Here is a 23545-nt window from a genome sequence, read left to right on the forward strand (position 1 = left end):
AAAAAAGTCGGCAATATTTTATTTGCCAGCCTAAACACTGGCGGTCGCGCATTACCTATTTATCGCTATGAAGATAAAGAAGGTCGGGTTGCCTATTACGATGATCAAGGTAAAAGCGCCCAAAAAGCGTTGATGCGGACCCCGATCAATGGCGCACGCCTATCTTCTGGTTTTGGCAAACGTCGTCACCCGATCCTTGGATATTCCAAAATGCACACAGGGATCGATTTTGCGGCACCGTCTGGCACGCCTATTTTTGCAGCTGGTGACGGTGTAATCGATTATGCAGCACGCAAAGGCGGCTATGGTAAATACATTCGTATTCGTCATAATTCAGAATATCAAACCGCTTATGCCCATATGCGTGCTTTCAAAAAGGGTATGTATAAGGGCAGACGTGTAAAACAAGGCGACATCATCGGTTACGTCGGCACGACAGGTCGTTCCACCGGCCCACACCTGCATTATGAAATCATCAAAAATGGCCGCAAAACCAATCCATTGCGTGTTCGTATGCCTGCTGGAAAGAAATTGGCAGGTCAAGAACTGGATCGTTTCTTTGCTGTAAAAAGCAAGTTCGAAACAGAATATGCGAAACTGGTCCCAACGACTTCTATTGAACGTCTAGCCAGTGCCGAGTAGGCCCGAGGCAATCTGATAATTTACATCAATAAGCCCCTGAAGCTTTTGCGGATGGGGCTTTTTTGCGACTTCATAACACGTCCGATCCACATAAAGACTGAGCGAGAGAAGATTCGCGCGGATATCCTCGCTTAAATGGTGACATGGTTCTTTTAAATCCGCCTGCACAATGGTCCAGAGCTTACGAGTATAATCCAAGGCTTCCATCAACAGTCGACGGTTGCCGTCAAATTCTTGTGCCTGCCTTAAAAGATGAACAGCTTTCATAAACGATTCGCCTTCCAGCGCACGTCCTTTTAAACCATTTTTATGGGTTTGATTGTAAGCATCATATCCGGTTTTGCTCATTACAAAATACGCTTAAAAAAGTCCCAGCAGCAGGCTTTCACCCTGTGCTAAAATCTTCTGACTTTGGAATGACAAATCACTGCGCACTTGCGCTGCCAATGCGGTTGCGGCGTCTTCATTCAAATCAGCATTTACCAATTTATCGACACCGTCTTGCAGAATATTACTTAAATCATCGGTAAAATTTTCACGTACATTAGAAATGGCGATATCAACAGCGTAATCGGATTGCGTACTTCGAACCTGAGAAACCGCGCTATTCACTGATGCGATTGCCGTGTCGATATCACTGAGTGTCGCAAACCCATTATAATCGGCATTGGCATCCCCGATATTGAGATCACTCACCGTATTGGATGCAATCAGGTTTTTGCCAAGAAAAGTCGCATCCCCGACCAGATTATTGATCTGATTGCGAACTTCATTAAACTGATCGGAAAGAGCTTGGCGTTCCTGTGCAGATTCAGCTGATTTCGCAGCCAGTGCGATCCCTTCCAACTGTTTTGCGAATTTCTCAACCGTATCCAAACCCAGAACCGAGGCTTGGTACCCCCCTTGTTCCAGTTGAAGCGCACCTTTTGCATTCCCAAGATCACTTACACGATCAATAAGGGCCTTGGCACGAAAATAATCGGCAGGGTCGTCATTGGGCTGACTAACACGCAAGCCTGTCGAAAGACGATTCGATCTTTCACGACTGACTTCCGCAATATTTTGTGTATTGCGGACATTGCGGCTAAAAGCTGTGCTTAGAAAGCTGACTTGTTCGACCATCACTTCATCTTTCACCTAATTCGTACCATTAGAATAGCAGAATTAAACAAAAAACATAAGTGATGGTCGTCACAGAGCCTTAAAGGTCGGCGGCACTGCGCCCATTTAGGGTCAAGCCTGCATCATCCGCCCCAATTTGTACGGTCGTTCCATCCTGAATACGTCCTTCCAGCATCAAAACAGCCAAAGGATTCTTCAAAGATTTCTGGATCACCCGTTTTAAAGGACGTGCCCCAAAGGCCGGATCATATCCGGCATTGGCCAACCAATGCAGGGCATCTTCGTCCAGTTCCAGCACGATTTTGCGATCACTTAGCAAGCTTTCCAGTCGTTTCAACTGAATATCGACGATACCCGCCATATGTTCGCGGAACAGACGGTGGAAGAGAATCACTTCATCCAATCGGTTATAAAATTCCGGTCGGAAGGAAGCGCGCACCACCTCCAAAACCTCTTCGCGAATTTCAGAAGAATCATGTCCTTCTTCCTGTGCGGCCATAATTTCGGCCCCTAAATTCGACGTTAGGATAATCAGAGTATTTTTGAAATCGACTGTGCGGCCCTGACCATCGGTCAAACGTCCTTCATCCAACACTTGCAATAAAATATTAAAGACATCGGGATGTGCCTTTTCAATCTCGTCAAACAGCACCAATTGATAGGGACGACGGCGCACGGCCTCGGTCAAGGCCCCGCCTTCTTCATATCCCACATAGCCCGGGGGCGCACCGATCAAACGGGCAACGGCATGTTTTTCCATATATTCGGACATATCAATGCGCACCAACGCATTTTCATCATCAAACATGAATTCTGCCAAGGCTTTGGTCAGTTCTGTTTTCCCAACCCCAGTCGGCCCCAAAAACAGGAACGATCCAATCGGTCGGTTAGGATCCTGCAAGCCTGCGCGTGAACGGCGAACAGCATCGGCAACCGCTTGCAAAGCTTCGCGTTGACCAATCACCCGTTTAGACAATTGATCTTCCATAAGCACGAGCTTTTCACGTTCACCCTGTAACAATTTATCAACTGGCACACCGGTCCAGCGCGATACGACAGAGGCAATATGTTCTTCACGCACCGCCTGTTCCATCGTGCGTTCCTGCTGCGAGCTTTCCGCCAGACGTAATTTTTCTTCCAACGCTGGAATTTCGCCATACAAAAGCTGAGAGGCTTTTTCCAGTTTGCCTTCCCGTTGGGCAATTTCAACGTCAATGCGGGCCTGTTCCAGAAGTTCTTTCACTTTGGTCGCATCTGCCAGGGCGTCTTTTTCTTCACGCCATGCTTTTGTCAGTGTGCCGGATTTGATCTCAAGATCTTCCAATTCGGTGACAATATCTTCTAAACGATCCTGTGATGCTTGGTCGCTTTCTTTTTTCAGGGCTTCGCGTTCAATTTTCAACTGGATAATACGGCGATCTAACTCGTCAATTTCTTCCGGCTTGGAATCAACCTCCATCCGCAGGCGCGAGGCGGCCTCATCCATCAAATCAATCGCCTTATCCGGTAAAAAACGATCCGTGATATAACGATTAGAGAGTGTTGCAGCTGCCACTAGGGCCGTATCGGTAATGCGAACCCCATGGTGCAATTCATATTTCTCCTTAATACCGCGCAAAATGGAAATACTGTCTTCCACTGTTGGTTCCGACACAAAGACAGGCTGGAACCGACGGGCGAAAGCCGCGTCTTTTTCCACATATTTACGGTATTCTGCCAAGGTCGTGGCACCGACACAGTGCAAATCGCCACGAGCCAAGGCCGGTTTCAACAGGTTGGATGCATCCATTGACCCTTCGGACGCACCAGCCCCAACCAAGGTGTGCATCTCATCAATAAACAGAATAATGTCACCATTGGCTGTTGCGACTTCTTCCAGAACTGCTTTTAAGCGTTCTTCAAATTCACCACGAAACTTGGCCCCGGCAACCAGCGCACCAAGATCAAGAACGAGTAATTGTTTTTCCGCCAGACTTTCCGGCACATCGCCTTGCACGATACGGTTGGCGAGACCTTCCACAATTGCGGTTTTCCCAACACCGGGTTCCCCGATCAAAACCGGATTATTCTTGGTTCGGCGCGAAAGAACCTGAATGGCGCGGCGGATTTCTTCATCGCGCCCAATAACCGGATCAAGTTTGCCCGCCGAAGCTGCTTCGGTCAGATTTCGGGCATATTTTTTCAAGGCGTCAAAATTATTTTCCGCATTGCGTGATGTTGCTTTTCGCCCTTTTCGCATGGCATTGATGGCACCATTCAGGTTTTGCGGTGTCACACCTGCTTCTTTCAACGCATCACCACAAGGTGTCCCTGTGGCCAAGGCACAAGCAAGTAACAACATATCGGTGGTGACAAACTCATCACCGGCTTTATCGGCAGCTTCTTCAGCTTGTTGCAGCAATTTGGCAATTTCACTGGACAGGTAAAGATTACCAGCCCCACTGCCTTCGACCTTGGGCATCGCGCTTAAGGCCCGCTCAACTGCTTTTTTTGCGGTTTTTGGTTTCCCGCCAGCAGCCTCAATCAAGCCAAAAGCGGCCCCTTCTTCATCATCAAGAAGAGCTTTAAGCAAATGCTCAGGTGTAAAGCGCTGATGGTTTTCACGCAAAGCCCCCTGTTGGGCAGCTTGCAGGAATCCTTGCGCACGTTCAGTATATTTTTCAATGTTCATGGTCTCAAACCTTTTTATGGTGATCGACAGCTTTCCGCCTCGGTCCTTCTTAAGAAGCAACAACTTGTGGAAAACCTCTGTCGGTTTAAGTTCTAAAATAGAATATGTCTCAAGCGTTGCATTGCGCAAGGTATGTTTTTCTGGCAAAGTTTATAGCGAATTAGAATAACCTTAAAAATACTTATACGAGGCTCAACATGTTTCATAAAACACTTGCACTCTGTACCATTGGCGCGACTTTTCTTGCCCTTTCAACCGCCTATGCACACGATGGTGCAACAGGGGTGATCAAAGAACGCATGGACCTGATGAAGATCATCGGGAAAAATACAAAAATGATTGCCCCAATGGCAACCGGAGGTGCTGATTTGGATATGAAAGCGATTGCCGCAGGTGCTGCAGCCATTTCAGAAGCTGCCAAACAAGCTGCAAACAAATTCCCTGAAGGGAGCCTTTCTGAAGAATCTGAAGCCAAACCAAATATCTGGACAGATTGGGCAAAATTCAGTGGCCTGATTGAAAGTCTCGCCGCAGATTCTGCTGTCCTTGCAATGTCCGCCTCCAAAGGCGATGAAAGTGCAATTTTACCGGCGTTTGGTAAAATGACCGGCAACTGTAAAACCTGTCATACTGAATTTCGTCTAAAGAAAAAATAAAGCATAATCCCTTTCATATTTTAATGACGCCCTAATTTGGATGGACACGATGAAACGCGCCGCCTTGTTCCTTATTCTCTTTTGCCTGACAACATCCCCACTTTATGCCGCCGGGAATGCTGAAAATGGAAAATATATATTGAATATGGGCGGTTGCGTTTCCTGTCACCACACACCAAACCAAAAAGATGCAGATTTAAGCGGCGGACTGGCCATTAAATCCCCATTCGGCACTTTTTACGTACCGAATATCACACCAGACCCCGACGTCGGGATCGGTGGATGGAGTGATGACGATTTCATTGCGGCAATGACCCAAGGCATTTCCCCGGACGGATCACATTATTACCCGGCTTTTCCTTATACTTCTTATAGCAAAATGACGCGTCAGGATCTTTTGGACCTGAAAGCCTACCTTGATACGGTAACGCCTTCTAAAAATGTCGTCCCCGAACACGACATCCCCTTCCCGTTTAATATGCGGTTTTTGATGATGGGATGGAAAATGATGTTCTTTGATGAAGGAACATTTACACCAAACCCGAATAAGTCGGCCGCCTGGAATCGAGGGGCCTACATCGTCAATGGTTTGGCCCATTGCGGAGAATGTCACACGCCTCGTAATAGCTTGGGTGGCAGCGACACATCCAAAAAATTTCAAGGTAATCCAAACGGTCCTGATAAAGAAAAAATCCCCAACATCCGCCCGAAAGGATGGGAAGAGGGCGACTATCGCACCGCCTTGCGCATGGGGATGACACCGGATGGTGATTTCCTTGGCGGGTCTATGGGACATGTGATTGCAAAAACCACATCAAAACTGACCAAAGATGACTTAAACGCTGTCATCACCTACCTTGTTGAATTTGAATAATCATGTCGATCCGCGCCCTGAAAACACTGATTGCCATTGATAAATACGGCAGTTTTGCTGCGGCATCTCAAAAACTGGGACTGACACAAGCCGCCGTCAGTTTACAGATCAAAAAATTGGAAGATGAATTTCAAACAGAGATTTTTGATCGCAGTGGACATAAACCGCATTTAAACACCAAAGGCCAGACGTTATTAAAAGAGGCCCGCCAAATCGTCACACAATATGACCGTCTCAAAGGGCTTCTTCATCAAGACGAATCTTTCAGTGGCCCCTTAATTATTGGTTCCATCAACACGGTTCAAGCTGCCCCTTTGCCTATCGTCATTCGTGAAATTCAAGACAGTCATCCCAATCTGCAAATCAGCATTAAGACCGGTTTATCTGCGGAACTAACACAAGCCGTTGAAGCCGGACAACTGGATTTTGCCATAACCACTGCCCCACAGATTATTTTACCGGCAACGATGACATGGCGGCCTTACTTTGATGAACGTTTTTTCGTCCTTGCCCCTAAAGATTTTGCAGAAGATACGCCTGCCGGTTTATTATCAAACCATCCTTATGTCTGTTTTGATCGTCGAGCTTGGGCTGGTCAAATGGTTGAACAACGCCTCAAACAAGATGGCATTGTCACCCAGGATGGAATGGAACTCGATTCCTTGGAGGCCACAATCAAAATGGCACAAGCCTCGCTTGGCGTTGCTGTTGTTTCCCTGCCTGATCATCGCGCCCAAAAATTGGGCCAAACCATGAAAGTCGTTCCCTTCAGTGATCCACCGCTTTATCGCAGTTTAGGGTTGATGCATAAGAAAGAAAGCCCGTGGGATCACATTATTGGTGCCTTTTTCCACTCCCTACAGCATCACACCGCCGCGCCAAACTTAAATTATTTTTAATAATTCAGTTAATTTTATAAACTTTTATTTAATTAAAAGATCTCGTACTACTGGCTTCCCCCTTCTTTGTGATTTGAGGCCAGTTATGCTCATCACCATCAATGCCCTTCTTCCCATTCTCAGCCTGATTGCCCTTGGGACATTTTTAAAACGTACAAATTTTTTCGATCCACATCTTTGGCCTGCACTTGAAAAACTTAGCTATTATGTGCTAACGCCTATTTTGTTGGTTTATGTACTTTCCAGTAAAAGCCTTGACCAAATGCCATGGCGAGACATTGCATTAGCCGTCGATATACCTATCCTTCTGGCCGCTTTAACTTTTTGGATCAGCCGTTATCTCAGTAAAAATATCAGTGCGGAACGTTTCACTTCTCTCTTTCAAGGCGGTGTGCGTTTCAACACATTTGTTGGTCTGGCAATTGCACAAGAGCTTTACGGAACACAAGGTCTGATTATCGGGGCACTTGGTGCCGGTTTTATGATTGTGCTGATCAATCTGCTATGCGTCACCACGTTTTCCATTTCTTTGAACCGAGGCACCAGCATTTTCAAAACGGTCATATCTCAGATCATCAAAAACCCTCTGATCATCGGATGTTTGGTTGGCCTTTTGCTTAATTTTTCCGGATTAACCATGCCGACGGCTTTCTCAAAAACCTTGGAAGTCATTGGCAGGGCCAGCTTGCCGGTTGCCTTGATGACGGTCGGTGCGGCGTTGCAATTTAAAGCCCTATATAAAAACAAGGGGTTATCCTGTTTAGTCGGCATTATTCAATTCTTGATTAAACCCGTCAGTACTGCTGTTTGCTGTTACCTCTTAGGTCTGAACGGCATAACAGCAGCTACATTGATTTTATTTTTATCAACCCCCACCGCCCCGTCTTCCTATATTTTATCGCGTCAATTGGGGGGGGATCACGAAATCATGGCGACGATTATCACACAACAGACCTTGTTTGCTTTTTTATCACTGCCTGTCACCATTTGGCTCTTGCAATATTTCATCCCCCAGTAAAAAAAACGCCCGATCAAAAGACCGGGCGTTTTTATCTGTAGAAGCTGCAAAATATTAGCTGGCTTCTTTTTCCGTATCCGTAGAAGCATCCGCATCATCTGCTTTTTTACGGCGTGTGCGAGTGGTTTTCGGTGCATCGGATTTTTCTGTTGTCGTTTTCCGGGTTGTCGTACGACGGGTTGTCGCACGGCGTTTTGGTTTTTCTTCAACCTCAGCAGCCGATTCATCTTCCTTAGATTTACTGTCCACATCTACCGGACGAGCCAGAAAATCAGGAACAGCGTTGCTACCGCCCCCTAACTTGGGTTTGTCGTCTTCCACTTTTTTACGTGTTGTGGTGCGACGAGTCGGTGCACGGCGTTTTGGTTTTTCTTCTACAGCTTTTTCAGCAGGTTTTTCTGCATCATCTGTTGAAGTATCCGCATCTTCAATATCCACTTTAACGGATTTTGTTACGCGTTCGGCATCATCATTGCCATCATCGTCGTCAGTCTGAACATCATCATCAGCACCTTGCGCTTCAAAGTTTTCATCCTGTTCAGATTTTGGCTTGGGCGCATATAAAGCTGCAATACGACCATAATGGTCCGCATGTTGAAAAAGACTTTCTGCCAAAACACGATCACCGGCAGAAATGGCATCTTTTGCCAATTGCAGGTATTTTTCAAAAACCTGTTTGGCTGTCCCGCGAATACGTCCCTGTGGGCCATTACTGTCGTAATTCTGGTTACGGTTGCCACCATGATTGTGACGGCGATTGTTGTTATGGTTATGGCCCCGGCCACGCCCACGACGATTGGTTTGATTATTGGAGCCTTGTCTCATGGATCCTGATATATAAAAAGAGATAACCCATTTTCCAAAACAAGGTGTATTCACCTTCATCTGCCCTTCTTAGGGGGTCGACGATATTGTTCTGGAAGTCTTTGCTAAATGACGGAATACCAAGAGCCGACAGTTTTACCGAGCGGCTTTCCAATGTGTCCGTTACAACCCCCAACCTATAGAGGTTTCACTTGTTTTCCAAGCCTTTTTTAAAGTTTTTTGCGAATTATTACACATCTTTCTATTCCAGACAGATCTTTTGGTCTTTCCAAAACATATAAACCTGCTTTTTCCATCAATTCAGAAACAGCATCCCCTTGATTTATACCGATTTCCAGAACAGCCAAACCGTCCTCACACAACATCCCACCTAAAGCCAAAGCCAATTTACGATAATCATCCAATCCATCCAGCCCGGCAAATAAAGCGCTGTCCGGTTCAAATTGCACGACTTCCGGTGCCAGCGTCTCTTTGTCCATTAAGGCAATATAGGGAGGATTAGATAAAATCAGATCAAACTGTTCTGAAATATCCGCTCCCCAATTGCCAAGTCGAAAATGACTACGCGGCTCCAACCCCAAATTTCGCGCATTTTCTTTCGCAACATCGAGGGCTGCGGAACTAATATCCACACCAAGACCACTTGCCTGTTGATATTCAGACAAAACTGTCAGCAACAAGCATCCCGTCCCGGTTCCCAAATCCAGAACACGCAGCTTTTGGGTCGTATCAGGGATGTAACGTAAAACCGATTCAATCAATGTTTCGCTATCAGGGCGCGGGGTCAATGTATCTTTCGTTACTTTAAACGGCAGACTCCAGAATTCCCGTTCCCCCAAAATGTGAGACATCGGTTCCCTGCCTTCCCGGCGCCTAAGCAAGACCTCCAGACGATCCAAATCATCTTGAGAAACATCGCGTTCTGGATAACCGATCAGGATTTGCGTTTCCACCCCAAGCACATGGCACAATAAAAGGCGTGCTTCAAAACGAGCATTCTCAATTCCGGCTTTTTCAAGCCGTTCACAAGTCAACTGCATTGCATTGGCAATCGTGGTCATAATGACACAACCTGCTTTTATGAAAGTTCCGCCAATTTCTGCGCCTGATCTTCAGCGATCAAGGCATCGATCACTTCATCCAGATCGCCTTGTAAAACTTCATCCAAACGATAAAGCGTCAGGTTGATCCGGTGGTCGGAAATACGGCCTTGCGGGAAGTTATAGGTGCGAATACGTTCAGACCTGTCCCCAGACCCCACTTGATTTTTACGATCTGCGGCCCGTTCTGCATCCAATTGCTGACGTTCATGATCATACAATTTTGCCCGCATCATTTTCATCGCCTGATCCTTGTTTTTGTGCTGGGACTTATTGTCCTGACACTGTGTCACAAGGCCGGTCGGTATATGGGTAATCCGTACCGCTGAATCTGTTGTGTTAACGTGCTGCCCCCCTGCCCCTTGGGACCGATAAGTATCAATGCGCAAATCTTTTGCTTCCACTTTGATATCTACATCTTCAGCTTCGGGCAATACGGCAACCGTGGCAGCCGATGTATGAATGCGTCCACCGCTTTCCGTTGCGGGCACACGTTGCACACGATGTACGCCGGACTCGTATTTAAAGCGGGCAAATACGTTTTTACCTGTAATGTTGGCTGAAACCTCTTTGAAACCGCCAATACCGATTTCATTGACATCCAACAATTCAAATTTCCAGCCCATGCGTTCTGCATAACGTTGATACATGCGGTAAAGATCAGCTGCAAAAAGCGCGGCTTCATCTCCGCCTGTCCCTGCACGAATTTCAAGGATAGCGTTCTTTTCATCAGCTTCGTCTTTAGGCAACAACATCAACTGAACATCACGTTCCAGTTCCGGCACCCGTTTTTTTAAATCGTGATACTCGGCTTCTGCCAGCTCTTTCATTTCCGCATCACAATCGGGGTCTGCCAGCATTTGTTCGCACTCGGTCATTTCCGCCTGTGCGCCACGCAAGGCATTCACCACTTCCACAACAGGTGTCAGCTCGGCATATTCCTTGGACATTTTCGTAAATTCAGACGCATTCAACGATGAAGCATCCGACATTAACGCCGCAAGTTCCTCATGCCGGTTAACAACCTGGCTTAGCGCTTCCTGAAAACTCATTTTCTACCTTCAATCTTTCTTGAGGAAAAGTTGTTCGACAAGATCGCTTGCCGCTTCCCACTCTTTCTTTTTCTTAACAGCTGCGAGTGCGCGCAGTTCCTCGCTTGGTGTATGAAGCAAGCGATTAATAAGCAAACGGGTTGCTTTATCCGCATCATTTCCATGTAAAGCCAAGACAGCCTGACGTTCCGTTTCAAATCGATCACGCAAGGAACTGACCAAGGGAACGGCTGTACGTTCTTCCTTGCCCCGGAAGAATTCATGTAAATCCTTGTCCAAAATCGCAGAAGCCGCTCGCGCTTCGGCTTCGCGTGAGGCCCGTCCTTCCATTGCGACACGTTCCAGATCGTGAAGATCATATAAAAACGCACCATCCACATCATTTACCGCCGGGTCTACATCGCCGGGAATACCCGTATCAATCAAGAAAATCGGTTTATTTTTTCGAAATTGTAATGCTTTAGTCACCATATCGGCACTCACGACGCGAGTACGCTTATTCATCGAGGTCACAATAATATCGGCTTCGCATGCCAAACGATTTCGGTTGTCAAAATCATCAAAATGGCAGGATAAATGACGGGCAATCCGTTGGGCACGGCCCGCAAAGGAATGAATACAGGTAAAATCAGCTAATCCCGCTTCAATCAGGTTTTGCGCGGTTAATTCCCCCATATCGCCCGCGCCGATCAACAGCCCACGACAACGGGTCAAATCGCCATGTAATTCCTTGGCAATTTGAACGGCAACAGATGCGATGGAAACAGGGCGTTCCCCTACGGCAGTTTCTGTGCGAACCCGTTTTGCGGTTCCATAAGCGGCCTGAAAAATACGTTCCAATTCCGCGCCGACACTGCCGGCTTCCACCGCCAAACGATGAGCATCTTTCACCTGCGCAACGACTTGGGGTTCCCCCACCATCAAACTATCAAGCGAGGCGGCAACCCGAAAAATATGGCGAACGGCCTCTTTTCCTTCATGCACATACAACTGGCTTGAAATAGTATGGGTATCCAGTTCTGCGCGCTCTGCTAAACGCGCGACAATCAGTTCGTGCGCGCGCGCCGGATTATGATCAACGCAATGGACTTCCACCCGATCACAGGTGGATACCACAAGGCATTGTTCCACCCCATCGTCTTTCAGTTTATCCAAAAAGGGAATGACTTCCGGCTCGTCCAGAAACAGACGATCACGCAAAGCAAGGGAGCTGGAACGATGGTTCGCGCCAATCACCAAAACTTTCGCATCACTTGAAAACAGACCAGCCATCGGATTTTCAATTACCCTTTTGCACGTTCAATCAAAGCAGGCAGTCCATCCACAGAAACCTGAACCTGATCACCTGTGTTCAGATCGCGGAACATCACCTCGCCTTCGTTACATTCCGACATCCCTACGATGATTGCAACAAAAGCATTCAGTTTATTCGCTTTATTCAAACGTTTCTTAAAATTCCCGCTATAGCCCTGTTCAACAATATAACCTTCCTGACGCAAACGATTGGCAACCAAAAAGGCATCGTCCTGATGTTCATTTGCCGCCGGAATCACCACAATAGGGCGAGGTAGTTCAACTTTGTCTTCCCCCAGCATCAAGGCCAGACGTTCCACACCGGATGCCCATCCCACGCCGGGAACCTGCGGTCCGCCCATCATCTTGATCAGACCATCGTAACGCCCGCCTGCTAAAACAGTACCTTGTGCCCCCAATGTATTGGTCGTAAATTCAAAGGCGGTGTGGCAATAATAATCCAAGCCGCGCACCAGACGCGGGTTTTCCACATAAGGAACGCCCAGCATATCCAGCCCACGTTTCACTTCGTCATAAAAAGCTTGCGACGTTTCGTTCAGGCATTCACCCAATAGTGGCGCATCTTTTACAATTTCCCGATCACCTTCATCTTTGGAATCAAGAATACGCAGCGGATTTGTCACCAGACGTTTTTTGCTGTCTTCTGATAATTTATCTTCAAACTGACTAAGATAAGCCACCAGCTTTTCACGGTATGCATTGCGGCTTTCGCTATCTCCCAGACTGTTAAGTTCCAAAGTCACCACATCTGCGAAACCCAACTCTTTTAAGAAATGATATCCTGCGGCCACCACTTCAATATCGGCTTGCGGGCTATCAATACCGATTAACTCAATCCCGACTTGGTGGAACTGACGCTGGCGTCCTTTTTGCGGGCGTTCATAACGAAACATCGGGCCGTAATAAAAATGTTTAACCGGCGTTTCCTGCTGCAATCCATTGGAAATGAACGAGCGGCAAATGCCAGCTGTCCCTTCAGGGCGAAGTGTAATCTGGTCATCGCCTTTGGTCACAAAAGAAAACATTTCCTTGGTCACAACATCCGATGTCTCGCCAAGTGTGCGTGAAAAAACTTCGGAAAATTCAAAAATCGGTGTAATGACCTCATTAAAGCCATAACGTTCACAAATCGAACGCGCGGTTTCCGTTACATGACGGTGCAAAGCGCGCTCTTGAGGAAGGAGATCGTAAGTGCCTTTAACAGGTTGTAATCCAGCCATGATTATTCTTCTTTCTGTGCTTCGATTTGTGCAGCTTTTTGTTCAACCAACTGCACGATATGGTCGATCATTTCTTCACTTGAGGTATTGTGATCAGGCACGCCGCCGACATAAACCTTGTGGCTTCCGCCCCCACCCCCGGTTAAACCGATATCGGTTTCACGCGCTTCACCGGGACCATTTACTACGCACCCAATGATAGACAATGTCAAAGGTGTGCGAATATGTTGCAAACGGTCTTCCACTTCCGCCACCGTTTTCACCACATCAAAGCCCTGACGGGCACAAGATGGGCAGGAGACGACCTTGACCCCACGGGTACGTAAACCCAGCGATTTTAAAATATGGTAGCCGACTTTAACTTCTTCCACCGGATCAGCAGACAGGGATACACGCAACGTATCGCCAATACCAGCCCATAACAAATTGCCGATCCCGATAGAGGATAAAACCGTTCCAGCCTGTAATCCACCGGCTTCTGTAATTCCGAGATGCAAGGGATAATCGCAAGCTTCCGCCAGTCCTTGATAAGCCGCAACGCCTAAAAAGGCATCGGATGCTTTCACACTGATTTTAAATTCAAAGAAATCATTATCTTCGAGAATGCGGGCATGGTTCAGCGCACTTTCCACCATCGCTTCGGGGCAAGGCTCGCCATATTTTTCCAGCAAATCTTTTTCCAGTGATCCGGCATTTACACCAATGCGCATGGAACACCCATTATCTTTGGCCGCCTGAACTACTTCGCGTACACGTGCCGCAGATCCAATATTACCCGGATTGATCCGCAGGCAGGCAGCACCCGCTTCTGCAGCCTCGATCCCGCGTTTGTAATGGAAATGGATGTCGGCCACGATCGGTACATTGACCTGTTTGATGATATCTTTCAGGGCGGCTGAAGAATCTTCATCCGGCACCGAAATACGCACGATATCAGCACCAGCCTCTTCCATCGCCAAAACTTGGCGAACCGTTGCATCAACGTCGGTGGTCAATGTATTGGTCATCGATTGCACCGAAATCGGCGCATCGCCACCAACCAACACATCACCGACACGGATTTGACGGGACTTTCGACGGATGATATCTCTATAAGGGCGCACAGACATAGCGATCAAAGCTCATCACAATTAAACAGAATGCGCCTTATAGCTTATATTTTGGGCTAAAAAAAGGACTGATATGTCTTGTCGGTATGCAAACAGGTCAACGGGGAAAAGTTTAACTTTCCACTGCCTTCCCCGCCAATAATTTTTCGGGGTTGATCAAGACTTTGCGGCGGACTTCACCCGCATCACCAATTGACGGAACTTTCGTACCATCCACATAAATTTCCAGCCCCCCCGCATTCCCTGTGCGCAGGATCAAACCTTGCGTTTGAGGGATTTGATATTCTTCACCTTCGTTTAAAACCTGCGTATGGATAACGTTACCATCTGTGTCCGTGACTTGAATCCACGAATAATCAACCGCTTTCAACATAACTTTTTCAGTCATGACTTGCGGTTCAGCAGGCGCTTCGTTTTCAACAGCAGCCGGTGCTGCGGCTGACGTTTCTTCAATTTTTTCTTCGATGGCGGTGGGTGCTGTTTCTGTCTCAATCGTCGGGGCCGTTGCTGTTTCAGCCGTAACCACAGCTACAGTTTCTTCAACTTTCTCTTCTACAGCTTCGACCACTTTTTCAGCTGTTTCTTCAACAACGGTTTCCGGTGCTGTTTGTGGCTCAATTTTTTGTTCGGCTTGCTCTTCTGTTACGGCTTCGTTATTGACTTTTTCGTTCAATTTAACGGTTTCGACAACCTGCGCTGATTCATTTGTTTCAGCTTTCGCTTTTTCCAAAGACTCCATCGCTTTTTGTGCCATATCCTGTGCGTCAGCTTCACTCACCTGTTCAGTGGATACAGAAGGCGTTTTCTCATCCGTCACTGGTTCCTGTGCAGTTTCTACAGCAGCCGGCGTTTCTTCTTTCTGTCCATTTTTAACACGGTCCATCATTTCGGAAAATTTAGCCGGCAGATCAGGTACCAATTCTGCAACACTGCGGTCTTGCGAGGATAAAAAATACCACCCGCCATAAGCAGCCGCCAAAATAACCAGACCAATCATGATAATCGCGCCGCCCGGTACGGATTGTTCCGTCACCGGCGAAGGAAACATCAATTCGGAACGCCCTTCAAGACCGTCAACTTCCTGCTTGAAGCGTTTGACGACCTCGCCTGAATCAAGACCCAGATGTTCCGCATACGCACGGACAAATCCAACAACATAGGTTTTACCGGGCAATTCGTCGTAACGTCCCCCTTCGATCGCTTCCAGATAAATGTAGCGAATTCGTAAGACTTGGGAGATAACCTGCAGCTCCTGACCAGCACGTTCACGCGTCGTTTTCAGTAATTCACTGACGCCCGGCCCCGTAAATACCGGTTCCTGTTGTGCATTACGCCCTTTATTTTTCATCATGGCTCCTCAAGTCCCAGACCGATTGAAGCTTACACTATATGCGCTTTTTGTTAACAATCTGTATATGGATTACAACGCGATGTCACGGTCTTTCGCAAATTGGCGCAGAACAGGACGCAAACTGTGGCGAGACTTACCGGCTTGTTTGTGTAAAAAGTTTTCCAACTGTGACAAATTCAAGGACCGGATCATCATTTTCACCGGCCCGACAGACGAAGCCGACATGGATAATTTGCGAAAGCCCAAGCCAACAAGCGCCATCGCATCCAACGGGCGTCCGCCCATTTCACCACACAAGCTTAATGTCACGCCGGTCTCATTGCATTTATCAACAACGGTTTTCAACGCATTCAACATCGGTGGTGACAAAGTATCATAACGCCCGGAAATACGCGGATTACCACGATCAACCGCATAGAGGAACTGGAACAGATCGTTCGATCCAACAGACAGGAAATCAATTTTTTCAAGCAGGCTATCCAACTGAAACATCAAAGAGGGAACTTCCAGCATCACACCGACATTCACGCGTGACGGCAGACGATGTCCTTTGATGCTTTCGCGTTCAATCTCCATATCCAGAAGACGGCGCGCTTGTACAAATTCAGCAACTTCCGCAACCATCGGAAACATCACGTTCAATTCCCGTCCACCACACGCCCGGATCAAACCACGCAATTGTTGACGTAACAAATAAGGACGATCCAACGTTACGCGAATAGCACGCCAACCCATCGCCGGGTTTTCTTCCCCCTGATTATTCCAATAAGGCAGTACCTTGTCCCCGCCGGCATCCAGCGTGCGAAAGACAACTGGTTTGCCGTCGGCTTCATCCATAATTTTTTGATACAATGAAACTTGTGCTTCCACACCGGGAATATCAGAACGGGCCATAAACGGAATTTCAGTACGATAAAGCCCGACCCCGTCAGCCCCCACTTCTTTCAAGTGTTCCAGATCAACCAGCAAACCCGCATTTACATTTAACGAGACAAGCACACCATCTTTTGTGACAGCCGGTTTATCACGTAAAGCCGCATAGACTTCGCGTTGGCGAATACGTGCCTTCACATTATTTTTAAAGGCAGATAAAACATCTTCACCCGGACGAATAAAAATCTGTCCATTATTACCATCTACGACAATAGGGTCACCGGCTTCGATGCGCGACAGGGCACTTTTGACTTGCCCGACCACCGGAATATCCAGCGCACGCGCAATAATCGCCACATGGGATGTCGCCGATCCTTCTTCCAAAACAAGGGCGCGTAACCGGGTGCGGTCATAATCCAGCAATTCCGCCGGTCCCATGTTTTTGGCAACCAAAACCGCATGTTCGGGAATATCTTCGGGGGCAAGTTTTTCAACACCGACCAGATGTTGCAACAACCGATTGGCCAAATCCTGTAAATCATTGACGCGTTCACGCAAATAAGGATCTTGAACCTGCGCCATACGGGCTTCGGTATCATCATGAACTTTTTGCACAGCGGCTTCGGCAGTTAGGCCTGTTTTAATGGCCTCGCGAATACGGCCAAGCCAGCCTGCGTCTTCGGCAAACATACGATATGTTTCAAGAATATCGCGATGCTCATCATCCAGACTTTCCGACGATTGCAGCATATCATCCAACGCCCCGTGCATTTCGCTTAAGGCATTGCGCAAACGTTCCAGTTCTGCTTCTGGATCTTCGGCGACAAAGCGGGAAATAACGACACGGGCTTCATGCAAAATCGCGTCACCCATACCGATCCCGGCATTCAACGTGGACCCTTCCAGACGCAACGGTAACATGGCGATACCGTCAGTAGGCAGGGTTTCTTCTTTATTGATCAACTCGCCACTGCCAACCAGTTCGCCAATAATCATGGCGACAGTTTGCAGGGTTTCGACTTCTTCTTCGGTATAATGACGTTGTGTCTTGTTCTGGATAACCAGAACCCCAAGGACGCGTCCCATGCGCAACAAGGGAACACCCATCATAGAATGGTAATCTTCCTCCCCCGTTTCCGGGCGATAAACATATGACGGGTGGTCTTTAGCTTCCGACAGGTTCATTGGACGGCCCGAAGCCGCGATTGCCCCGACAACCCCTTCACCAACCCGCAAGCGGGTCAGGTGGACCGCATCCAGTTTCAACCCCTTGGTCGCGAACAGTTCCAGAACCTCGCCCGCGCGCATAATGTAAATGGAACAAACTTCCGCCACCATGTCGGTCGCGACAATATTCGTCACCAATTGCAGGCGTGTTTCCGCCGTCGCATCTGCTGCCATAACGGAGCGCAGACGCGACAAAATTCCTTTCGGGGCAATTGCTGAACGACCGGGGATCATAACCTGATTGCGATTAGGCCGATTGACGTGTCTCTAGGACGGCACACGCCTGTTCGACCAATTCCTCCAAAATTTCCAAAACGGGTTGTTCTTTTTTGACCATGCCAACGGATTGACCGGCCATGACCGAACCAAATTCTACATCACCATCAATGGCCGCGCGTTTCAACGCACCAGCCCAAAAATGTTCAATTTCCAACTGCGCGGCTTCTTTTCCAAGCTCACCATTGTTGAATTTCTCAATAACGCGGCGCTGCGTCGCCATAAATTCCTCAGTCCCTTTATTGTTCAAGGCACGAACTGGAATAACAGGGAAATTCGGATCGATTTGCAAGGTCGTCATCGCATCCTTGGCACCGGCACGAATAAATGCCTTTTTGAAATTTTCGTGTGCAATACATTCATGGGCGCAGACAAAACGCGTCCCCAGTTGCACCCCGCTTGCCCCCATTTCCAAATAGGATAGCATCGCTTCGCCGCGACCAATGCCACCGGCAACAAAGATTGGCACGTCTTTAATCTGCGGCAAAATTTCCTGTGCTAAAACGGACGTCACAACCGGGCCAATATGACCACCGGCTTCCGCCCCTTCAATCACCAGCGCATCAGCACCATTGCGGATCAATCGTTTTGCCAGAACAAGAGCCGGTGAAAAACAAATCACCTTTGCCCCAAATTCTTTCACCCGTTTAATGGATGCCCCACTGGGCAAACCGCCTGCCAGAACCACGTGAGTGACAGCGTGTTCCTTACAGACATCAATCAACTGGTCCAATTCAGGGTGCATGGTAATGAGGTTCACACCAAACGGCTTGTCGGTCATTGCTTTGGTCGCTGCAATTTCAGCAGACAACAATTGCGGTCCCATAGAACCACATGCAATCACACCGAAGCCACCGGCATTGGACAAGGCCGAAACCAGATTTCTTTCAGAAATCCAGGACATCGCCCCACCAAGAACGGCAAATTCACAACCGAGAAAATCTTTCCCGCGTTGCCACAGTTTATCCAGCTGTTGTCTGGCAGCTTCGCTCATTACCCTACCCCTTATTTTCGTTTTTATTCTTGATCAGCATCCAAGCCATATGCAGAGTGCAACGCACGGATGGCCAATTCAAGATATTCTTCCGCAATCAAGACAGAAACCTTGATTTCAGACGTTGTGATCACTTGAATGTTGATCCCTTTTTCAGCCAACGCGCTGAACATTGTAGCCGCTACCCCGGCATGGGTTCGCATACCGACACCCACCACAGAGATTTTAACCACATCACTGTCAGAGATCATACGCTCATAGGCAACATCGTCTTTGCGTTCTTCCAACAATTGGATCGCACGTTTCAGATCACCGCGCGGCACCGTAAAGGTCATATCGGTTTTCTGACCATCTTCAGAAACGTTCTGAACGATCATATCAACGTTGATAGAGGTATCGGCCAACGGGCCAAAAATACCGGCAGAAACACCAGGGCGATCGGCAACACCGATCAAAGTGATTTTTGCTTCATCGCGTGAATAGGCGATGCCGCTTACAAGTTCTTGTTCCACGATTTCATCCTCCCCGCAAACCAAGGTTCCGGGCTTATCTTCAAAACTACTTAACACTTGCAGGCGCACATCGTGTTTCATCGCCATTTCCACAGAACGGGTCTGCAAAACCTTGGCACCGAGTGAAGCCAGCTCAAGCATTTCTTCGTAGGTGATTTTGTCGAGTTTACGCGCTTTGGCAACGATACGCGGATCCGTCGTATAGACGCCATCCACATCTGTGTAAATATCACAACGATCCGCTTTTGTGGCGGCTGCCAATGCAACGGCAGACGTATCAGAACCGCCGCGCCCCAATGTGGTCACACGGTTGTCATTGCCGACACCTTGGAAACCCGGCACAACGACAACTTCGCCGTTTTTCATTCGCGTGTCGATTTCCTCGGTACCGATTTCTTCGATACGTGCTTTTGCATGAACACTGTCAGTACGGATTGGAATTTGCCAGCCCTGCCAAGAGCGTGCAGCAACACCCATCGATTGAAGAACGATAGCCAACAGACCCGAAGTAATTTGTTCCCCGCTGGACACAACCACATCGTATTCACGGGCATCGTACATGGGCGATGCATCTTCGCAATAACCGACAAGCTGGTTGGTGACACCGGACATGGCCGAAACAACAACGGCCACTTCGTTACCTGCATCCACTTCGTTTTTCACACGCTGGGCGACATTCCTGATCCGGTCGAGGTCGGCCACCGAAGTGCCGCCAAATTTCATTACGATCCGAGCCATTTGAAGAAATGTTCCTTAAGGCGAAAGTCAAAAAAGGATAAGTCAAATGCGACGCTTTAGCGTGCGCGCGCTATACATACTCTTAAACACGTTATTTTTGCAAGCCAAATACAGCGTAAAATGCAGCTCTTTGACATGGTTCCAACCCCTGAGTTTACACAAATCAGTTCATTTTTTCATTTAAGACTGGCAAAGCCAAACCTGCACGTATAAATAAACGGATAGAACAGGCGAAAAAAGACGGGAGCAATGAGATGGCCTCTACGACAGTCAACCCGGAAGAAGTGGCATGGTTCACCGCCATTGCGGACGAATGGTGGGACCCGAACGGAAAATTCCGCCCATTGCACAAATTCAATCCGACACGCCTGACCTTTATTCGGGAACGTTTGTGTGATCATTTCGGGCTGGATGCCAGTGCAGAAAAACCGCTCAAGGGATTACACCTTCTGGATATCGGTTGTGGTGGGGGTCTGATTTCAGAACCACTTTGCCGTATGGGTGCTGAAATGACCAGCATCGATGCGGGGGATAAAAACATCAAAACTGCAATGGTCCATGCCGAAGCCGGTGGATTGGACATCAACTATCGTTGCGTCTTTCCTGAAGACCTTGCCAAAGAAGGCCAGCAATTTGATGCTGTTTTAAATATGGAAGTTATCGAACATGTTGCCGATATCGATGCCTTCCTGGAGGCTTCCTGCACCCTTGTTAAACCCGGTGGTGCCATGATCGGGGCAACCCTGAACCGCACCATTAAATCTTTTGCGATGGCAAAAGTCGGTGCAGAATATATCTTGCAATGGTTGCCGCGTGGTACGCACGATTTCAACAAGTTCGTCAAACCCGGTGAATTTGCCGATGGCTTACGTCAAAACGGATTGAACGTCGTCCAAATGAAAGGCATGACCTTCAACCCTTTGCGTGACAGTTGGTCCCTCACTGACGATCTAAGCGTCAATTACCTGTTGTTTGCAACAAAACAAACGGCCTAGTGAAGCACAGCTTAATCATCAAAAAGGGGTGATTAAGCCGATCGGAGCGCCACCTTTATCTTGCAATACGACAATACGCCCGACATCCGGGACATCAAACGGACCGAAATAAATTTCACTATTTTCAGACTTAGCAATCTCTAGGCACGCATCCACATTTTCCACTTGAATTAAGCCAAGCCAATGCGGCGGTACATCCGGTGTAAAACCATTTTTCTCATTCATTTCAAACATACCGGCGACAACCTGCTCCCCCGATTTGCATAAGAAGTAAGGGTCATCCCCCTCTTCCATTTTCATTTCATCATAGTGCCAGCCCAGAAGCTTATGATAAAATGCTTTGGTTTCTTCGATATTTCTCACCCGTAATTCGTTCCAATAAAACGAACCATGTACATTTGCGCCCATCGATTTATCCTCATCACATTAAGGGAAAAGATTGTTTTAAAGACTGCCCCTAAAAACCTGCGTGAGCAACAACAGTTACCCGCAATGACCGAATAAAATCAAAATTCACAATCAAGGATTAAATGATGGCAATTTTAACAAAACTCACGGGATTAGAAGGCGAATGCGTCCTTGTTCGTCTGGATCAGATCGCCTGTGCTTATCCTTCGAATCTTTATGGCGCTGGGGATGACAGTAATGAATTTGATGTGGAGACATTGGCTTGCACGCGTCTTTCCATGATCTGTGGCGATGTTCTGCATGTGATCGAAAGCCCGGAAGAAATCTTTGCATTAACGCAAACTCAATAATACCGAAGTCCATACCCAAGGCTTGCCTAAAACATCTCTTGCATGCATCATAACGCGACCTCTCTCTTTTTAAGTGATACTCACCATGCGTATGATATTTTTCACCGCCTTTTTTTCTTTATTCTTTATAACATCGACATGGGCGGCAAATCCGGTCCCAAAAATAAGTGAAACCGAAATCACCGTCTCCGGTGTATCTTCCGGTGCGTTCATGGCGCAACAACTGCATATCGCCTATTCCGATATATTTTCCGGCATGGGGTCTGTGGCTGGTGGGCCGTTTTTTTGTGCACAAAATATGCCGCCCAGTGACATCGCAACCATCAAACAACAATGCATGATGGGGGTCGGGGCGGACCTGACGGCAACAACCTATATTGACAAAGCCGAAGCCCTCTCTACAGACGGCCTAATCGCTCCGATTGCAAACCTGAAAGACGACAAAGTCTTTATCTTTAACTCCCAAAGTGATCAGGTCATTAACCCGCTTTTGGGCAATGCATCGCGCCTGTTTTATGATCATTTTGTTGAGAACCAGGGCAGCAATATCAAAGCCTGGGCCTATATCCCGACTTACGGCCCCTTTTATCCGGTTGCCCACGGCATGCCAACTGCCAAAAGTGTATTTGATCAATATGAAAACCTTGGCGATACCGCCTTTCCCTGTGCCCCGTCCAATTCACAACAGTACAGCTGGTTTCCAAACCAGTTTATGCGGGGCAATGATCCGTGGATGTACCATTGCAATTACGGGTTCGTCGCCGGATATGATCTTGGCAAAGACATTCTGTCCCACCTTTATGGCAGCATAAACAGTCCGACAAAATTCAAGGCGGAAAACCTCCATTCTTTTGCGCAGAAAACCTATGTAGAAGACCTCGAAACCGATCAGGACTTAAATGACCACGGGATAGGTTCTACCGGGTATGCCTATGTACCAGATGCCTGTAAATCAGGGGAGACCGATTGTAAACTACATGTCGCCTTACATGGGTGCCAACAATTCCCTGAATGGACATTCACCGGCAAAGTAGGGTCGGCAGTATCCGGTCAGAAGATCACCTTCGACGATCTCTTTTATAAAAATATTTACAATGGACTGGCCGAAGCCAACAACATCGTCATGCTTTATCCACAAGCACACAATATTGGAACCAAAGAGTCTGACATTAATCCCTATGGGTGTTGGGCATTTTGGGCCTTGTTTGATGATGAGACACAAACCTATTACACCCGTGAAGGCCGTGAAATGAAAATGATTGCCAATATGGTCAATGCATTAAAAAGCGGGACCTTATCACTTTCTCAATAAAGAAAAA

Annotated in this window: 22 protein-coding genes and 1 pseudogene (1 of these 23 only partly in view); 8 read left to right on the plus strand and 15 right to left on the minus strand. The window is 47.6% G+C overall.

Annotated features, from left to right (window positions below):
• Positions 1–642, plus strand: partial view of a M23 family metallopeptidase gene (locus ACI0FF_RS15450; RefSeq protein WP_419797667.1) — the 3' end only. Its footprint begins 729 nt before the window's first position; the window shows 642 of its 1371 coding nt (coding positions 730–1371); its start codon lies off the left edge, out of view; the stop codon is at positions 640–642.
• Here the strand turns inward: ACI0FF_RS15450 and ACI0FF_RS15455 are convergent.
• The 3 genes from ACI0FF_RS15455 to clpB all read right to left on the minus strand — a co-directional run bounded on the left by ACI0FF_RS15455 (position 625) and on the right by clpB (position 4435).
• Entirely contained in the window at positions 625–990 is a 366-nt protein-coding gene (locus ACI0FF_RS15455) for a flagellar biosynthesis regulator FlaF (protein ID WP_419797668.1), read from the minus strand. The two genes, ACI0FF_RS15450 and ACI0FF_RS15455, sit on opposite strands and share 18 nt — an antisense overlap.
• A gap of 12 nt (positions 991–1002) precedes the next feature.
• Complete coding sequence (locus ACI0FF_RS15460) at positions 1003–1764, minus strand: flagellin (protein ID WP_419797669.1); 762 nt, start codon at positions 1762–1764, stop codon at positions 1003–1005.
• Between the two features lie 79 nt (positions 1765–1843).
• Positions 1844–4435: an ATP-dependent chaperone ClpB gene (gene clpB, locus ACI0FF_RS15465; RefSeq protein WP_419797670.1), complete on the minus strand. Its 2592-nt coding sequence runs from the start codon at positions 4433–4435 to the stop codon at positions 1844–1846.
• 197 nt (positions 4436–4632) lie between these two features.
• On the opposite strand from clpB, the gene ACI0FF_RS15470 reads away from it, so the two are divergent.
• The 4 genes from ACI0FF_RS15470 (at position 4633) to ACI0FF_RS15485 (ending at position 7882) form a co-directional block, all read left to right on the plus strand.
• Positions 4633–5091, plus strand: coding sequence for a c-type cytochrome (locus tag ACI0FF_RS15470; RefSeq protein ID WP_419797671.1), 459 nt, complete (start codon positions 4633–4635; stop codon positions 5089–5091).
• Positions 5092–5140: 49 nt separating this feature from the next.
• Positions 5141–5965, plus strand: coding sequence for a c-type cytochrome (locus ACI0FF_RS15475; protein WP_419797672.1), 825 nt, complete (start codon positions 5141–5143; stop codon positions 5963–5965).
• Positions 5966–5967: 2 nt separating this feature from the next.
• Positions 5968–6864, plus strand: coding sequence for a LysR family transcriptional regulator (locus ACI0FF_RS15480; RefSeq protein ID WP_419797673.1), 897 nt, complete (start codon positions 5968–5970; stop codon positions 6862–6864).
• Between the two features lie 85 nt (positions 6865–6949).
• Positions 6950–7882, plus strand: coding sequence for an AEC family transporter (locus ACI0FF_RS15485; RefSeq protein ID WP_419797674.1), 933 nt, complete (start codon positions 6950–6952; stop codon positions 7880–7882).
• Between the two features lie 54 nt (positions 7883–7936).
• On the opposite strand, the gene ACI0FF_RS15490 is transcribed toward ACI0FF_RS15485, so the two are convergent.
• The 11 genes and pseudogenes from ACI0FF_RS15490 to ACI0FF_RS15540 form a co-directional block, all read right to left on the minus strand.
• On the minus strand, positions 7937–8707 hold the full coding sequence (locus ACI0FF_RS15490; protein WP_419797675.1) for a DUF4167 domain-containing protein: 771 nt from the start codon (positions 8705–8707) through the stop codon (positions 7937–7939).
• A gap of 209 nt (positions 8708–8916) precedes the next feature.
• Entirely contained in the window at positions 8917–9768 is an 852-nt protein-coding gene (prmC, locus tag ACI0FF_RS15495) for a peptide chain release factor N(5)-glutamine methyltransferase (protein ID WP_419797676.1), read from the minus strand.
• A 17-nt stretch (positions 9769–9785) separates the two neighbouring features.
• Complete coding sequence (gene prfA / locus ACI0FF_RS15500; protein ID WP_419797677.1) at positions 9786–10859, minus strand: peptide chain release factor 1; 1074 nt, start codon at positions 10857–10859, stop codon at positions 9786–9788.
• Positions 10860–10868: 9 nt separating this feature from the next.
• On the minus strand, positions 10869–12131 hold the full coding sequence (gene hemA, locus ACI0FF_RS15505; RefSeq protein ID WP_419797678.1) for a glutamyl-tRNA reductase: 1263 nt from the start codon (positions 12129–12131) through the stop codon (positions 10869–10871).
• Positions 12132–12142: 11 nt separating this feature from the next.
• Entirely contained in the window at positions 12143–13393 is a 1251-nt protein-coding gene (hisS, locus tag ACI0FF_RS15510) for a histidine--tRNA ligase (protein ID WP_419797679.1), read from the minus strand.
• 2 nt (positions 13394–13395) lie between these two features.
• On the minus strand, positions 13396–14502 hold the full coding sequence (gene ispG, locus ACI0FF_RS15515; protein WP_419797680.1) for a flavodoxin-dependent (E)-4-hydroxy-3-methylbut-2-enyl-diphosphate synthase: 1107 nt from the start codon (positions 14500–14502) through the stop codon (positions 13396–13398).
• A gap of 112 nt (positions 14503–14614) precedes the next feature.
• Positions 14615–15550 carry a DUF4115 domain-containing protein gene (locus ACI0FF_RS15520; protein ID WP_419799715.1) on the minus strand — a complete coding sequence of 312 codons (936 nt, stop codon included), beginning with the start codon at positions 15548–15550 and terminating at the stop codon, positions 14615–14617.
• Between the two features lie 114 nt (positions 15551–15664).
• Positions 15665–15853, minus strand: a pseudogene (locus tag ACI0FF_RS15525) (helix-turn-helix domain-containing protein); the annotation flags it as partial.
• Between the two features lie 69 nt (positions 15854–15922).
• Positions 15923–18187 carry a phosphoenolpyruvate--protein phosphotransferase gene (gene ptsP / locus ACI0FF_RS15530; RefSeq protein WP_419797681.1) on the minus strand — a complete coding sequence of 755 codons (2265 nt, stop codon included), beginning with the start codon at positions 18185–18187 and terminating at the stop codon, positions 15923–15925.
• 13 nt (positions 18188–18200) lie between these two features.
• Positions 18201–19223, minus strand: coding sequence for an NAD(P)H-dependent flavin oxidoreductase (locus ACI0FF_RS15535; RefSeq protein WP_419797682.1), 1023 nt, complete (start codon positions 19221–19223; stop codon positions 18201–18203).
• Positions 19224–19246: 23 nt separating this feature from the next.
• Positions 19247–20473: an aspartate kinase gene (locus ACI0FF_RS15540; protein WP_419797683.1), complete on the minus strand. Its 1227-nt coding sequence runs from the start codon at positions 20471–20473 to the stop codon at positions 19247–19249.
• A gap of 254 nt (positions 20474–20727) precedes the next feature.
• Between ACI0FF_RS15540 and ubiG the strand changes: the two genes are divergently transcribed.
• A complete protein-coding gene (ubiG, locus tag ACI0FF_RS15545) occupies positions 20728–21468 on the plus strand; it encodes a bifunctional 2-polyprenyl-6-hydroxyphenol methylase/3-demethylubiquinol 3-O-methyltransferase UbiG (RefSeq protein ID WP_419797684.1) in 741 nt (246 codons plus the stop codon).
• 18 nt (positions 21469–21486) lie between these two features.
• Here ubiG and ACI0FF_RS15550 read toward each other — a convergent pair whose 3' ends face one another.
• The gene (locus ACI0FF_RS15550; protein WP_419797685.1) at positions 21487–21876 is read right to left on the minus strand and encodes a VOC family protein; all 390 of its coding nucleotides are present in this window, start codon (positions 21874–21876) and stop codon (positions 21487–21489) included.
• Positions 21877–22001: 125 nt separating this feature from the next.
• On the opposite strand from ACI0FF_RS15550, the gene ACI0FF_RS15555 reads away from it, so the two are divergent.
• Both ACI0FF_RS15555 and ACI0FF_RS15560 read left to right on the plus strand, forming a co-directional pair.
• Positions 22002–22226 (plus strand): hypothetical protein, encoded by a 225-nt coding sequence (locus tag ACI0FF_RS15555; protein WP_419797686.1) that lies wholly within the window; start codon positions 22002–22004, stop codon positions 22224–22226.
• 85 nt (positions 22227–22311) lie between these two features.
• Positions 22312–23538 (plus strand): hypothetical protein, encoded by a 1227-nt coding sequence (locus tag ACI0FF_RS15560; protein WP_419797687.1) that lies wholly within the window; start codon positions 22312–22314, stop codon positions 23536–23538.
• The last annotated feature ends 7 nt before the right edge of the window (positions 23539–23545 follow it).

The organism is Terasakiella sp. 4MB5A (genome assembly GCF_050058155.1).
Lineage (GTDB): Bacteria > Pseudomonadota > Alphaproteobacteria > Rhodospirillales > Terasakiellaceae > Terasakiella > Terasakiella halodenitrificans.